Genomic DNA, 14,122 nt, shown 5'->3' with positions numbered 1-14,122 from the left:
GTTCCGACGCGAATCGGCAAGTCGCCGCCGGCAACGGGCGGCGGTCAGGGCGCAGGGGTGGCGGCGCGGGCCCGGGCGGTGACCGCGCGGGCGGCGCGGCGGTGCGCGGCCGCTTCCTCGTCGCGGCCCAGCGCGTCGGCCAGGGCGGCGAGGTGCCCGGCCACCGGGCCGACGGTGAGCACCCCACTGCCGGCGGCCAGTTCATCCGCCGCCGGGAGCAGCTCGACGTAGACCCGCTCCATCGTGACCCGGTCTCCGAGGGCGTGCGCCGCCCGGCCGACGAGGCAGAGTCGCACCTCCCGCAGCAGATCGTGCGGCCCGTCCGGAAGAGTCCGCAGGGCCGCCGCGGCCGCGTTCCGGTCACCGTCGGCGAGCAGCAGCAACGGCCGAACCCACGGCTCGTGCGGACCCCAGTCCAGATCCGCCCAGCCCGCACCGACCGGCCCGGGGATCGGCTGGTCCGGACCGTCCGGACCGGGGTGCGGCCGGTCACCGCCGACGGCCTCGGCGAGCCGCAGGCCGAGCAGGGCGAGCGGAAGCAACCCGCGGGTCAGGCCCGGCATGCCGTCGGCGCTCAGCCGGGCGGCAGCCAGCCGGTACGCGTCCGCCGCCGCGGCCGAGTCGCCGTCCAGAGCCAGGCGCAGTGCCGCGTACCAGCGGGTGAAGACGCCGACCAGGGGCAGTTCGTACCGTTCGGCGAGGCGGTCGGCAGCGCGGGCGTGCGCGTCGGCAGCGGGCCGGTCGGCCAGCGCGCAGTGCGCCTGGAGCAGGACGAGGTGACCGAGCACCTCGAAGGTCACCAGCCGGTGCCGGGCCGCCAGGTCGACCAGTTCGGCGCCGATCCGGGCCCGGTCGGCGGCCAGGCCGACGCGGTCGAAGGCGTGCATGAAGCGGGCGTTGAGCGCGAAGGCCAGCAGCCCCGGGTCACCGACGGTCCGGGCGATCGTCTCGGCCTCGTGCGCCGCACGGCGGCCCCGGTCGGTGGTGGTGCCGCGCAGCTCCAGCGCGAGGGTGCTCAGCAGCCGGCTGCGCCGCGCCGAGCCGGTCGGGCCGAGAGCGGTCAGGGCGTGCTCGGCAGCGCGGACGATGTGCCCGGAGAGCAGGTCGTCGTCGTTGCGCGTCCAGATGGCGGGCACGTCGAAGCCGGCCAGCACCTCCTCGATCAGCAGCGGATCGCCGACGGACTCGGCGGCGGTGATCGCCTCGGCACGCCGCCGCCGCGCCTCGGCCAGCCGGCCCGTCACGGCCAGCGCGCGTCCCAGACCGAGCAACGCCGTCAACCGCTCGCGCTGCTCGACCGCACCGGCGCGGTCGTACGCCTCGATCGCCTGCCCCCACAGGCGGGCCGCCTCGTGCGGGGTGCCGCCCCGTTCGGCCTGCTCGGCGGCTGTGCGAGCGTACGCCGCAGCGCGACCGGCGGCGACCGGTCCGCCCGCGCGGAGCAGGTGGTGCGCGAGCGCGGCGGGCTCGACGGGCTCCCGTTGTCGCAGCACCTCAGCGACGGCCGCGTGCCAGGCGGCGCGGCGCGGCGTGGACAGGTCGGCGTAGAGCGTGTCGCGGACCAGGATGTGGGTGAAGCGCAGCCGCCCGTCGGGTTCCCGCTCGGTGAGGAAGCCGGCCTGAAGGGCGCGGTCGACGGCGTCCAGCACGGCGGCGGGATCACCGGCCAGCGCACCGAGCACCTCCGGGTCGAGGTCCCGGCCGAGCACGGCCGCCTGCCGCAGCACCGTACGTGTCGGCATGGGTAGCTGCGCCAACCGGTGCCGGATCACGTCACGCACCCCGGGCGGCACCGCGGCCAGCGCGGCCTCCCCCTCGCTCGCGTACAACTGGGCCAGCTCCCGGACGAAGAACGGGTTGCCGCCGCTGCGATCGTGGATCAACCGGGCGGTGGCCGGGTCCAGTGCCGCCCCGACGACAGCTCGGGCCAACTCGTCGGTCGCCGACACGGGCAGGCCGGCGAGATACTCCCGGATCGGCTCCAGCCCGGCGGCGCGGGCCAGGGCGGCGGTCAGCTCGGGGCTGATCTCGGTGGCCCGGTAGGTGCCGAGGATCAACACCGGCCCGGTGGCCGGCTGCGGGCCGGTGAGCAGGGCGGTCAGCAGGTCCAGGGTGTCACCGTCGGCGCGGTGCAGGTCGTCGAGGACCAGCAGCACCGGCCCGCGGTCGGCGACAGCCGAGACCAGTGACGCCACCGCACGGTGCCGGCGAAAGCGCGTCCCGGCGGGGTCCCCCGGGCCAGCATCGGCAACAAGGCCGTCGGCCGGCCCGGCATCGGTCGGCCCGGCGAGCGCGTCGGTGATCTGGGTCCACGGCCAGGCCGGCGGGGCACCCTCGTACTCCGGGCTGCGTCCCCACGCCGTGGTCCAGCCCTCGGCGGCGAGCCGCTCGGTCAGGGTCTCGGCCGTCGCGGTCTTGCCGGCACCCGGGTCGCCACTGAGCAGCGCGAGGGTGGGCTGGCGGCGTCGGGACGCCGCCTCGGCGGCCTGCCGCAGGCGATCCAGCTCGGCGTCCCGGCCGACGAACGGGCGCTGCCGGGCCGGGCCCGGCTCGACGGGTCGCACGGGGGTGGCGGCGTGGTCGAGGGCCGGGGTGAGGTGCGGCGCCTGGGCCAGGATGTCGGCTTCCAACCGGCGCAGCTCGGGCCCCGGGTCCACGCCCAGCTCGGTCACCAGGGCGTGTCGCGCCTCGCGCAGCGCGGCCAGCGCGTCGCCCTGCCGGCCGGCGCGGTAGCGGGCCACCGCGAGCAACCGCCAGGCATCCTCGCGCAGCGGATAGCTGGCCAGGTGGGCCGGCAGGTCGGCGGCGGCCTCGTCGGGCCGACCCAACGCCAGCAGCGCCTCCGCCCGCCGCTCTACGGCCAGCATCCGCAATTCGTCCAGCCGGTTGATCTCGGCGACCGCCCAGGGCTCGTTGGCGCAGTCCGCGTACGCGGGCCCGCGCCAGAGCCGCAGTGCTCCGTCCAGCGTCGCCAGGGCCGGCGCGGGACGTCCGGCCGCCAGCAACCGGCCCGTCTCGCCGACGGCCGCCTCGAACTGCCCGGCGTCCACCGCGTCCGGGGCGGCCCGCAGCACGTACCCGGGTGGCTCGGTGACCAGGATCCGGGGCGGCTGCCGGGGTGGTCGATCGGGCTCCAGGGCCCGGCGCAGGTCGGCGACGAAGGTGCGGATGGCGCCCACCGCGCCGTCGGTTGCGACCTCCCACAGGTCGTCGACGAGACGTTCCACCGGCACCACCCGCCCGTGGGCGATCAGCAGCCGGGCCAGCACCAGGCGATGCCGGTGCCCGCGCAGCGGGGCCGGGCCACGCGCGGTCACGGCGGTCACCGGCCCGAGGACGCCGAAGGTCACCGCGTCCGGTGCCGCCGGTTGCCTGGTCATGGCATCAATCTAGGCGCGCCGGGAGGACCGCACTGACTCGGCACTGATCGCCTGCTGATCACCACCGCGCAGGCTCGACCAGGTACGACGGCGAGGGCCACCGCCCCTGCCGGCACCGCTCACCAGGAAGGTTTCCCGTGGACCCCAGGATCAACGGATTCGACTACCGCCGTGTGACAGTCGCCGACGGTGTGACGCTCAACGTCGCCGTGGGCGGCTCCGGGCCGGCGATCGTGCTGCTGCACGGCTTTCCGCAGACCCACCTCATGTGGCGGCACGTCGCGGCCGACCTGGCCGCCGACCACACGGTCATCTGCCCCGACCTGCGCGGCTACGGCGACAGCGACAAGCCCCTCGACCCCGACGGCGACGGGTACGCCAAGCGCACCCTCGCCGCCGACGTCGTGGCGCTGGCTGCCGCGCTCGGCCACCAACGGTTCGCGTTGGCCGGCCACGACCGTGGTGCCCTGGTCGCGTTCCGCGCCGGTCTCGACCACCCGGAGGTGATCAGCCATCTCGCGCTGCTCGACGTGGTGCCCACCCTCGACACGTGGGAGGTGCTGCACGGCACCTCCGCCGCCGTCGCGTTCCACCTGTACCTGATGGCGCAGCCAGCCGGTCTGCCGGAAGCGCTGATCAGCGGCAGCCCGGACGCCTTCTTCGGCCATTTCCTGGACGTCTGGACCCGGGATCCGGAGGCGATGCCGGCGGACGTGCGGGCGGAGTACCTGCGCGCCTCCCGGGAGGCGGTCCCCTCGATCGTCGCCGACTACCGGGCGTCGGCCGGAATCGACGTCACCCAGGACACCGCCGACCGGGAGGCCGGCAACCAGCTGCGGATGCCGGTGACCGTGCTCCAGCAGGACTGGGGCGCCGCGCTGGGCTACGACGCGGCCGCGGTGTGGCGCGCCTGGGCTCCGGATCTGGAGCATCGGACGGTCACTTGCGGCCACTTCATGGCGGAGGAGGCACCCGCCGAGGTGGTCCGGGCGCTGCGGGCCCTGCTCGCCCGCTGACCGATCGGCGACCCGATCGCACCATTGTCACCCTCGGCAAGATATCTGACACTCTTCGTCACCGAGGTCATGGTGCGGTCGGGCCGCCGCGCTCCGGGCGACCCGACACGGTCGAATCCGGCCCGAAATGGGCTCTGACCTGCGTTAACCCGATGTTGCACCTGGTGGACGACAACCGGTCATCGGTGCTACACAGGCAGATATCGGCAGCCAACGACGGCGAGTCGCAGTTTTCTCGCTCAACGACCGTCCACAGGCAGCGCACCAACGGGCCACGCCGCACGGAACCGCCGCTCCACAGTCGCGACCCACCGAACGGCATCGGCCCACCGGCCGCTGCTGGACGCCGGTCCTCGACCAAGGAGTTGCCGTGGGAAACCTCCGTATCCGATCCCGTCACCAGCCGTACGAGATCGCTGTCCTGGCCGCGGCACCCGTCTGCGGCGTGCTGATGTTGACCCTCGACGTCCGGCCGACCTCCGTGCAGACGGCCATGCCGGTGCCCATCCAGGTCGCCTGGGAGCTGGGTCTCATCGCGGTGGGTGTGGGCGGGCTGCTGGGCATCGTGTGGCCCGGCCGGCTCTCCACCGGGCTCGGCGTCGAACTCGCGTCGGTGCTGGTGCTCGGCACGGTCACCGGCATGTACGCGGTGGCCCTGGCGGCCATGTCAGGCCAACAGTCCATCGCGACGACGTCGTTCGTCGCCGCGGTGGCGGTCGGGTCGCTCTGGCGGGCTGGGCAGATCGCCGTCGACCTGCGCAGGCTGGCCCAGGCGTGCGAACTGGTGAGCTACGAACAGTTGCAGGCGGGTGTCACGTGATCACTTCTCCGGCGCCGGCCGCACCGCAGTGGGTACAGATGGTGCTCAGTATCCTCGGCATCCTCGGTGGCAGCACCGGCCTGGCCGCGATCGCCACTGTGGTGGTGCAGCGGGGCAAGTTCAAGGCCGATGCCGCCGACACCCTCACCGAGGCCGCCCTCACCCTGGTGCAGCCGTTGCAGACCCGCATCACCCAGTTGGAGGGCGAGGCGCTCAACGCCCGCTCCGAGCTCAACGTGCTCCGCGAGCAGGTCAACCAGTTGCAGTTCCTGGTCCGGATCCTCAACCGGACGCTGGACCGCTGGCGGGCCGCGATCCGTGCGCCCGATGCGACCCTGCGAAAGGTCCGAGCGACGGTGGCGGAGACCGACAGGTCGACCGAGGGCCGTTGACCGGCACGCGGTCGGGAAGCCTCAGAGACGGAGGCGTCGGGCGAGCTCGCTCATCGCCGCCCGGAAGTCGGGATCGGACTCGCCCGGATGGTGCCCCCGCACCGGCGGCGGACGGCGCTCCCCCGGAGGGGGCAGCAGGCCCTGTGGGTCCCGCAACCGCCGGTCGACCCGGCCGGCCGGGTCGGCGGGGTCCGGAGGCGGATCGCCGGGCCGGTGCGGGGCGAAGATCCAACCACCGACGGGGTCGGTGTCCCGCCACAGGTTGAGCCACCGCCACTCGACCCGATCCCCCACCGTGCGAAGCACCGTTTCGTTGAGGTAGGCCGGAAAGAGCCGGGCGTACAGGCGGTCCAGCGGCGACCCGTAGGTGAGCAGGACGACGCGCTGGCGTACCCGCGGGGGCAGCCGCAGCACCGCGAGGGCGAGCAGCACCGACCCGTGGCTGTGCCCACAGAGCAGCACCCCGTCGTGCCGCTCGGTCAGGTGGATGATCCGGTCGGCCAGCTCCGGCACCGCACGGTCGGCGTAGCTCGGCGGTGCGAACGGGTGCGCGGCCCGGGGCCAGAAGGTCCCCAGGTCCCACAGGATGCCGACGTGCCGGCGGAACCACGCCGTGCGGTAGGCGAACACGCCTCCGAGGATCAGGGCCACCAGCACCGCAGCGACGAGATAACTGCCCAGGGCGAGCCCCATGCCGACGGCCCCGGCCGGCAGCCCGAGGACACGCCACGCCAGTTGGTCCGGTGCCAGGTCGGTCAGCCTCAACAGGCTGGTGGCCAGACCGATCCCCGAGAGCGCCGCGTACGTGATGGCGAGGAGTCCCAGCCACTCGGCGAACCGCGCCCGGGCGACCGCCCTCGTCACCTGTCGCAGCCGCTCGGCGCCCTCCGGCCCCACCGTCGGGAAGTCGCGGGCGGTGATCGCCGCCGCCGCCCGCCACCGGCGGCGTCGCGACAGGAGGGTCAGCCCACCGCACAACACCACGCCCGCGATGACGTGCACGAAAAAGGCCAACAGCGTCCACTGGTACGGCAGCGGTGGCCCGCCGTCGCCACGGTACCCGCCGAGCAGGTTGCCGCTCTGGTAGACGAGGTTGGCGGCGAACGCGCTGCCGAGGCCGACCGCGATGGCCGCGACCACCGCCGCGCCCAACCCCTGCGGCAGCGCGTTGCGGCGGTCTCCCCGGCCGTGGTGCCCCAGCACCAGCCCGCTCAGCGCCACCAGCAGCGTCATCTGCGTGAGCAGGGCCCAGCTCGCGACCTCGTCGTAGCCCGGCAGCCCGTCCGACGACGGCCAGGGGCGCTCGTCGAGGGCGACGGCGACGAGGGTGGCCACGCTCAGAGCAACGGCCACCGCGCCCACCGCGCTGGCGGTCCGGGTGACCATCCGCATGGTCGCCGCCCGGTCCAGCAGGCCGGGGACGGCGAGCAGACCGGCGCAGACCGGCAGCACCGCCGCGCTGAGCGTCAGCAGCACCGTCGTCGAGGCCGTCGCACCGCCGGCGGTCCGGGCCACGAGCAGCATCAGGTTGAGCACCGCGAGCGCGGCGGCGACGTGGACCGCGCGCAGCCGTCCCACCATCGGCTCGACGGCCCACAACGGGTTGCCTGCCGGACGGGGCCGACGGGTGCCGAGCAGCCGGAGGAAGGCGACGGCGGCGATCGGCAGCAGAGCGAGCACCGCCAACCGCGGCCCGACCTCCCGTCCGTCCAACCCCGCCATGGTGTCGAAGGGACCACGGCACCGCGCCGCGCCCAGACACCGCCAGGCGAGCAGGTCGAGGGCCACCCCGCCGATGGAAACCACGTACACCACGGTGAGGTTCAGGGCGAGGAGCCGGCACAGCACGGTGACCCCGGCGCCGCTGCGACGGTCGGTCGGCCGCATCCAGACCGCCACGTTGCTGAGCATGAACGGCAACAGGAAGACCAGCGAGAGCGTCCGGGCCACGGTGCCCGAGGGCAGATCACCCCACCGGTACGCCTCCAGCGTCACACCGTCCCGCTCGGCGTCCTCCGTTTCGGCGGCGCGGTGGAACCCACCGCTGTCGTCACCCGCGACCTGCCGGACGTGCGCCAGACCGAGGACCTGCTCCGGTCGCGCCCCCGACACGCCGTGCACCCGCAACTCCACGACGTCGTGCCGACCGGACCGCTGGTGGTGCGGCGTGTCATCCATCGGTGCGCCCAGCGGGTCGACTTGGCGTCTCCCGCCGTTGCGGCAGCCGCCCCGCAAGCCCACTCGCCATCGCCATCCCCCCGGCCCGCGGCTGCCACCGCCGCCCCAGTCGTACCACCCGGGCGAGAGGCCCGGGGCGGGTTCGGTCAGGCCCGACGGTCGTACTCAGCGGCCGGCGGTGCCGACGCGATGAGAGATCAGGTCCGACGCGACATTCCAGAGCCGTTCGGCGTTGCCCGGGTCGACGGCGTACGCGGCCACGCCGGTGTAGTCGGCAGGGCGCTCGGTGACGACCGCCGCCTCGGCGCAGTCCTCGAAGTAGCGACCGCCCACGCCGTCCAGCAACGGGGACGCGGCGAGCAGCACCGAGGTGGCGGCACCCTGCTGCGGGGTCTTCTGCCGTTCCTTGGGCGTACGCAGCCCGCCGGTGTGCTTCTGCAACCCGGTGGCGATCGCGCCCGGGTTGAGCGCGTTGGCGTGGATGCCCTCGCCGGACCAGCGGCGGGTCGCCTCGACCGCGAGCAACGCCTCGGCGCTCTTGGACTGCCCGTACGCGAGCAGCGGGTCGTAGGGCCGGAACGCGAAGTGCAGGTCGTCGAAGATCACCGGAGAGAAGAGGTTCCCGCTGGAGCTGACCGACACCACCCGGGCGCCACCCGCCGCGGCGAGCGCGTCGTGCAGACCGACGGTCAGGGCGAAGTGCCCCATGAAGTTGGTGGCGAACTGCATCTCCCAGCCCTCGACGGTGCGCTCCAACTCGGGCAGCGCCATGATCCCCGCGTTGTTGACCAGGATGTGCAGGGGCTGGTCCCAGCCGGCGACGAACCGGCGTACCGAATCCTGGTCGGCCAGGTCCAGCTCGCGGGCGCTGACCCGGTCCGCACCGATGCTGGCGGCGATGTCGGCGGCGGCCTGCTCGCCGGCGGCGACCCGGCGTACCCCGAGCACCACCTCGGCGCCGGCGGCGGCGAGCGAACGGGCCGTCTCGACGCCGATGCCGGCGGCGCCTCCGGTGATGACGGCCCGCTTGCCGGTCAGGTCGACCCCGGCGAGGACCTCGTCGGCGGTCGAGGCGAAACCGAAGGGAGTGTTGATCCGAGTTGTCATTGCTGTCCCGTCTCTCGATCACGCTTACCCCGACACTGTCACCCAGGCGGCCGGTGCCAGCCGGATCCCTGCTTTTCCTGGGACTGGCAGGACCAGGATGGGCACCGGCGGTGGCTCCTACGATGAGCGGGTGAGCACAGCCGGCCCGCTCGGCGAATACCTGCGTGCCCGGCGCGAGCTGATCAGGCCGGGTGACGTCGGGCTGCCCGCGCACGGCCGTCGGCGGGTGCCCGGCCTGCGGCGCGAGGAGGCTGCCCTGCTCGCCGGCATCAGCGTCGACTACTACCTGCGGTTGGAGCAGGGCCGGGACCGGCACCCGTCGACGCAGGTGCTGGATGCTCTGGCCCGCGCACTGATGCTGGACGCGGAGGCCGCGGCGCACCTGTACGGCCTGGCCCGGCCGGCGCCGGCCCGTCCGGCAGCGCGGCGGCAGGAGCGGGTGCCCCTGGGCATCCGGCAGTTGGTCGGCTCGTGGAGCGAGACCCCCGCCTTCGTGCACTCTCGACACCTGGATGTGCTTCTCGCCAACCCCATCGCGACCGCGCTGGCACCGATCTTCACGGCCGGGGTGAACCTGCTGCGCGCGGTCTTCCTGGACCCGAGCGTGCCGGCGCTCTACCCGGCCCTGACGGCCGTCGCGGCCAACGCGGTGGCCGGCCTGCGCGCACAGGTCGGCGCCGAGGTGGACGATCCTCGGCTCACCGAGCTGGTCGAGGAGCTGACGGCCGGCAGCGAGCGGTTTCGACGGTTGTGGGCCCGGCACGACGTCACCGTTCGCGCGGGCGGCGGTCTACGGGTGTTCGGGCATCCGCGGGTGGGCGAGCTGGAGCTGCGCTACGAGAAGTTCACCATCAGCGGCACCACCCAGTCGCTGGTCGTCTACCACGCCGAGCCGGGTGGCCCGTCGGCGCGTTCGCTCGCGCGGTTGGCCCGAAGCGCGGGCAGCCCGGCGGGTGCGGCAGCGGACAACGACGAATCAGGCTAGCTCCGCGGCGCCGGTCACCGGGTGGCCGCCCGCTCCGCGACCACCACCGAGATCCCGTCGAGGACGCGTTGCAGACCGAACTCGAAGGCGTACTCCGGGCCGTACGCGGCACCGTGCTGCTGACCGGCCGCGGTGCCGACCCGGGAGGCGATCGGATAGCTGCCGGCCGTCATGAACGTCTCCAGCCAGGGCGCGTGCGACTGCCACCACTGGCCGTCGGTCATGCCGGACTGGCGCTCCAGGTCGACCACCTCGGAGGCGGCCCGCGCCGCGCTCTTCACGTGGCCGAGGACGAGCGTGAGCACCGCGTCCATCTCGACGTCGCTGAGACCGATGTCGACGACCGCGCCGAGCTCGTAGTCGTACTTGGCCAGCAGGTGCGGGCCGAGCACCGGTCGGGTCGTCTCGGCCCGCAGCATCCAGGGATGCCGCTGGTAGAGCGCCAGGTTGTCGCGGGCGATCCGCTCCAGCCGGGCCCGCCAGTCACCCTCGACGGCGGGGCGCGGCATCTCGCCGTACGCGGTGTCGACCATGACGTCCACGAGTTCGGCCTTGCCCGGCACGTACGTGTAGACCGACATGGTGCCGACACCCAGCGCCTCGCCGACGCGTCGCATGGTCAACGCGTCGAGGCCCTCCGCGTCGGCGATGTCGATCGCGGCCCGGACGATCCGGTCGACGCTGAGGCCGGGCCCGGCGCTGCGGCTGGTCGGCTCCCGGGTGCGCCAGAGGATGGCCAGGCTGCGGGCCGGGTCCGCGGTCGCCTTGCGCTCACTCGCCATGGTGCGGCCATCCTAACAACGCGGGCGTACGACGTACGCCGCGCGGCTGGCCGATGCTCGCACGCTGCCGCCGAGGTCCGGTCACAAACGCCTCGCGGTCGTCGGACAGCGCCGCACCGCCGTTCGGTGGGTAGTGCTGGGCATACCCCGAGAAGTGGATCTGGACGGCTGGGGTGCGCCCTCGTCCCCGATTAGCGTCTCTGGCATGACCCCGGAAAGTCCTTCTCACCTGGCCAGGGCGCTTCGTCGCCGCGACTGGCTGGTCTCCGCCTGGCCGTGGCGGGCGCTGGCCTACCTGGTCAGCACCGTGCCGATCGCGGGCGTGCTCGCCGTCGGGCTGCTCGTCATCGGCGCGCCCCTCTTCGCCGCCCTCAACGCGCTGCTGCACGACCGGCCGCCGGGCATCCCGCTCATGTTGTTCCTGGCGGTCGACAGTCTCACAGTGCTGGCGTTGGCGCCGATCATGAGCTTCCCGGTGGCCGTCGTCGAGCGGTGGCGGCTGGGGCTCGTGGACGGCCGGCCGCTGCCCACGTCACCGTGGCCCGGCCTGGCCGCCCGTTACCGCAGCGCCGCCGGGTGGCGGGAGGTGGCGTACCTGTTCTGGCTGGGCGGGGTCACCCCGGTCGCGTACTGGGTGTTCCTGGTGGTGGTGCTGCTCGACCTCGGGATGATCACCAGCCCCTGGCTGGCCGGCGACTCCAACCAGCCCGTCGTGATCTGGCAGCCGATCGACACCACCGGCGAAGCCGTCCCGTACGCGATCGTGGGCGTGCTGCTGATCCCGGTGCTCGGGTACGCCGTCGGTCTGCTCGCCGCCGCCCAGGCCGCCGTGGCCCGGTGGGCGCTGGCCTCGCCGGTCGACGCCGCGGCGCTGCGCGAGGTCGCCCGCTCCCGCACCCGGCTGGTCGGCGCGTACGAGGCCGAACGCCGCCGGATCGAACGGGACCTGCACGACGGCGCGCAGCCGCGACTGACCAGCCTCACCCTTCAGCTCGGCCTGGCCCGACTGGACGTACCCGAGGACTCCCCCGCCGCCCGGCCGCTCGCCGTGGCGCACGAGCAGGCCCGGGGCCTGATGGTGATGCTGCGCCAGTTGGTGCACGGCATCAGGCCGCAGAGCCTCACCGACCTCGGCCTGGCCGGCGCCGTACGCGAGTTGGCCGACGCGGCCACCGTCGCGGTCACCGTCCGCGCCGACCTCGACGGCGAGCTACCGGAGATCGTCCAGACCACCGCGTACTTCGTGGTGTCCGAGGCTCTCGGCAACGTGGTCCGGCACGCCGGGGCGACCAGCGCGGACGTCCGTCTCGCCCGGACCGGTGGCGACCTTGTGGTGGAGGTGTCCGACGACGGCCGGGGCGGCGCCGACCCGACCCGGGGTACGGGCCTCACCGGTCTCGCCGACCGGGTCGCCGCCGTGGACGGGCGGCTGTTGCTGTCCAGCCCGCCCGGCGGGCCTACCCTGGTCCGGGTGGAGCTGCCGTGCCGTCGCTGACCCGGGTGGTGCTCGCCGAGGACGAGGTGCTGCTGCGGGAGGGCCTGGTCGCGCTGCTGACCCGCTTCGACTTCACGGTCTGCGCCGCGGTCGGCTCCGCGCCGGACCTGCTCGACGCCGCCCGCGAGCACGAACCGGACCTGGTGCTGACCGACATCCGGATGCCGCCCGGCCGCCGCGACGACGGGCTGCGCGCAGCCGTCGCGTTGCGCGCCGAGCGACCCCACCTGCCGGTCGTGGTGCTCAGCCAGTACGTGCAGACCGGGTACGCGGCGGCGCTGCTGGACAGCGGAGACGGCCAACGGGTGGGGTACCTGCTCAAGGACCGGGTGGCCGAGGTCACCGAGTTCGTCGACACACTGCGCCGGGTCACGGCGGGTGGCACCGCCATCGACCCGGATGTGGTCCGGCAACTGCTGCACCGCCCCCGCGATCCGCTCGCCGCGCTCTCCGCCCGGGAGCGCGAGGTGCTGGCGCTGCTGGCCGAGGGCCGGTCGAACGCCTCGATCGCCCTCCGGCTGCACGTCACCGAGGCCGCGGTCGGCAAGCACGTGGGCAACATCCTGCTGAAGCTCGACCTGCCACCGAGCGACGACACCAACCGTCGGGTGCTCGCGGTGCTCACCTACCTGCGGGCCGACCCGGCGAGCTGACCGGCCTCGGGCCGAGATCGGGTCGGGCCGCTCGGGGCGATAGGTTTTCCTCAGCGGTACCGCCGCCACGTCGGGCGCGGACCAGGGAGATGGGGGCACGGCATGGCGGAGGCGCTGCGGGTTGGCCTGCTGGGGTACGGGCTGGCGGGCCGGGTGTTCCACGCACCGCTGATCGCCGCGACGCCCGGGCTGCGGCTCGACGCCATCGTGACCCGCGACCCGCAGCGGCGCGAGCAGGCCCGGCAGCACTTCCCGGACGCCCGCCTGGTCGACGACGCCGACGAGTTCTGGCGTACGCCGGACGCTCTGGACCTGGTCGTGGTGGCCACGCCGAACCGGCTGCACGTGCCGATGGCACGGGCGGCGCTCGCCGCAGGCCTGCCGGTCGTCGTCGACAAGCCGTTGGCCGCGACGGCCGCCGAGGGTCGCACGCTGGTCGACGAGGCGACCGAGCGTGGGGTGCCGCTGACGGTGTTCCAGAACCGGCGTTGGGACGGCGACTTCCTGACCGCCCGCCGCCTGGTCGAGCAGGGCGAGTTGGGGCGGGTGCTGCGCTTCGAGTCCCGGTTCGAGCGGTTCCGTCCGACGATCAAGCCGGGCTGGCGGGAGCTTGCCGGCCCCGAGGAGGCCGGCGGCGCCCTCTTCGACCTCGGCGCCCACCTCGTCGATCAGGCGGTGCAGCTCTTCGGCCGGGTCGACCGCGTCTACGCTGAGGTGGACCGTCGTCGCGCGGGCGCGGCTGTCGACGACGATGCCTTCGTGGCGTTGACCCACACCAACGGGGTGCACTCGCACCTGTGGATGGGCGCGGTCACCGCTCAACTCGGCCCCCGCCTGCGCGTGCTGGGCGACCGGGCTGGCTACACGACGTACGGGCTGGACGTGCAGGAAGCGGCGCTGCACGAGGGCGGCCGGCCGGACCAGCCGGGCTGGGGCGAGGTCCCGCCGGAGCGGTACGGCAAGCTCGGTGTCGACGGTGACCTGCGACCGGTGGCAACGGAACCCGGTGCGTACCAGAGCTTCTACGCGCAGGTGGCGGCGGCGCTGCGCGACGGCGCGCCCATGCCGGTGGACCCACGGGACTCGGTCGCCACGGTCGAGCTGATCGAGCTGGCCCACCGGTCCGCGGTCGAAGGCGCGGTGCTGCCGGTCCCGACCGTCTGACCTCCGTAACCGGCACCTGTCCAGTCGGACGGTCCTGAGGCGCTCGAAAAACCAGTGGATCGGTGCCGCTGGGCGCCGTTACCGTGCGCGGAACCAGGTCGTCTAGGCAAGGACGTGCCGTTGTACACCCTGTGAGACATCCCAAGCGCT

11 protein-coding genes are annotated in these 14,122 nt (G+C 73.9%); 7 read left to right on the top strand and 4 right to left on the bottom strand.

Annotation, left to right across the window (positions count from 1 at the left end; genetic code table 11):
- Positions 1-44: 44 nt before the first annotated feature.
- Complete coding sequence (locus HNR22_RS28845) at positions 45-3,380, bottom strand: ATP-binding protein (protein ID WP_179783016.1); 3,336 nt, start codon at positions 3,378-3,380, stop codon at positions 45-47.
- A gap of 137 nt (positions 3,381-3,517) precedes the next feature.
- Between HNR22_RS28845 and HNR22_RS28840 the strand changes: the two genes are divergently transcribed.
- From HNR22_RS28840 to HNR22_RS28830, 3 genes are all read left to right on the top strand, one after another.
- Positions 3,518-4,396, top strand: coding sequence for an alpha/beta fold hydrolase (locus HNR22_RS28840; protein ID WP_179783015.1), 879 nt, complete (start codon positions 3,518-3,520; stop codon positions 4,394-4,396).
- 370 nt (positions 4,397-4,766) lie between these two features.
- Positions 4,767-5,216: a hypothetical protein gene (locus HNR22_RS28835; protein WP_179783014.1), complete on the top strand. Its 450-nt coding sequence runs from the start codon at positions 4,767-4,769 to the stop codon at positions 5,214-5,216.
- A gap of 38 nt (positions 5,217-5,254) precedes the next feature.
- On the top strand, positions 5,255-5,608 hold the full coding sequence (locus HNR22_RS28830; RefSeq protein ID WP_218906775.1) for a hypothetical protein: 354 nt from the start codon (positions 5,255-5,257) through the stop codon (positions 5,606-5,608).
- A 21-nt stretch (positions 5,609-5,629) separates the two neighbouring features.
- Here the strand turns inward: HNR22_RS28830 and HNR22_RS28825 are convergent, their stop codons facing one another.
- Both HNR22_RS28825 and HNR22_RS28820 read right to left on the bottom strand, forming a co-directional pair.
- The gene (locus HNR22_RS28825) at positions 5,630-7,786 is read right to left on the bottom strand and encodes a hypothetical protein (protein WP_179783012.1); all 2,157 of its coding nucleotides are present in this window, start codon (positions 7,784-7,786) and stop codon (positions 5,630-5,632) included.
- Between the two features lie 165 nt (positions 7,787-7,951).
- Positions 7,952-8,893, bottom strand: coding sequence for an SDR family NAD(P)-dependent oxidoreductase (locus HNR22_RS28820; RefSeq protein ID WP_179783011.1), 942 nt, complete (start codon positions 8,891-8,893; stop codon positions 7,952-7,954).
- A 130-nt stretch (positions 8,894-9,023) separates the two neighbouring features.
- Between HNR22_RS28820 and HNR22_RS28815 the strand changes: the two genes are divergently transcribed.
- Positions 9,024-9,878 (top strand): helix-turn-helix transcriptional regulator, encoded by an 855-nt coding sequence (locus HNR22_RS28815; RefSeq protein WP_343060003.1) that lies wholly within the window; start codon positions 9,024-9,026, stop codon positions 9,876-9,878.
- A gap of 14 nt (positions 9,879-9,892) precedes the next feature.
- On the opposite strand, the gene HNR22_RS28810 is transcribed toward HNR22_RS28815, so the two are convergent.
- Positions 9,893-10,660 (bottom strand): TetR/AcrR family transcriptional regulator, encoded by a 768-nt coding sequence (locus HNR22_RS28810; RefSeq protein WP_179783009.1) that lies wholly within the window; start codon positions 10,658-10,660, stop codon positions 9,893-9,895.
- Between the two features lie 205 nt (positions 10,661-10,865).
- Between HNR22_RS28810 and HNR22_RS28805 the strand changes: the two genes are divergently transcribed.
- The 3 genes from HNR22_RS28805 to HNR22_RS28795 all read left to right on the top strand — a co-directional run bounded on the left by HNR22_RS28805 (position 10,866) and on the right by HNR22_RS28795 (position 13,972).
- Positions 10,866-12,155, top strand: coding sequence for a sensor histidine kinase (locus HNR22_RS28805; RefSeq protein ID WP_179783008.1), 1,290 nt, complete (start codon positions 10,866-10,868; stop codon positions 12,153-12,155).
- Positions 12,143-12,808 (top strand): response regulator transcription factor, encoded by a 666-nt coding sequence (locus HNR22_RS28800; RefSeq protein ID WP_088947172.1) that lies wholly within the window; start codon positions 12,143-12,145, stop codon positions 12,806-12,808. The genes HNR22_RS28805 and HNR22_RS28800 overlap by 13 nt, the downstream gene beginning before the upstream one ends.
- Positions 12,809-12,910: 102 nt before the next feature.
- Complete coding sequence (locus tag HNR22_RS28795) at positions 12,911-13,972, top strand: Gfo/Idh/MocA family oxidoreductase (protein WP_179783007.1); 1,062 nt, start codon at positions 12,911-12,913, stop codon at positions 13,970-13,972.
- Positions 13,973-14,122: the final 150 nt, after the last annotated feature.

Origin of the sequence: Micromonospora jinlongensis, from assembly GCF_013410645.1 — a bacterium.
Classification (GTDB): domain Bacteria; phylum Actinomycetota; class Actinomycetes; order Mycobacteriales; family Micromonosporaceae; genus Micromonospora; species Micromonospora zamorensis.
Note: the sequence above shows the minus strand (reverse complement) of the source record. Positions and strands in the feature narration are given on the sequence as shown.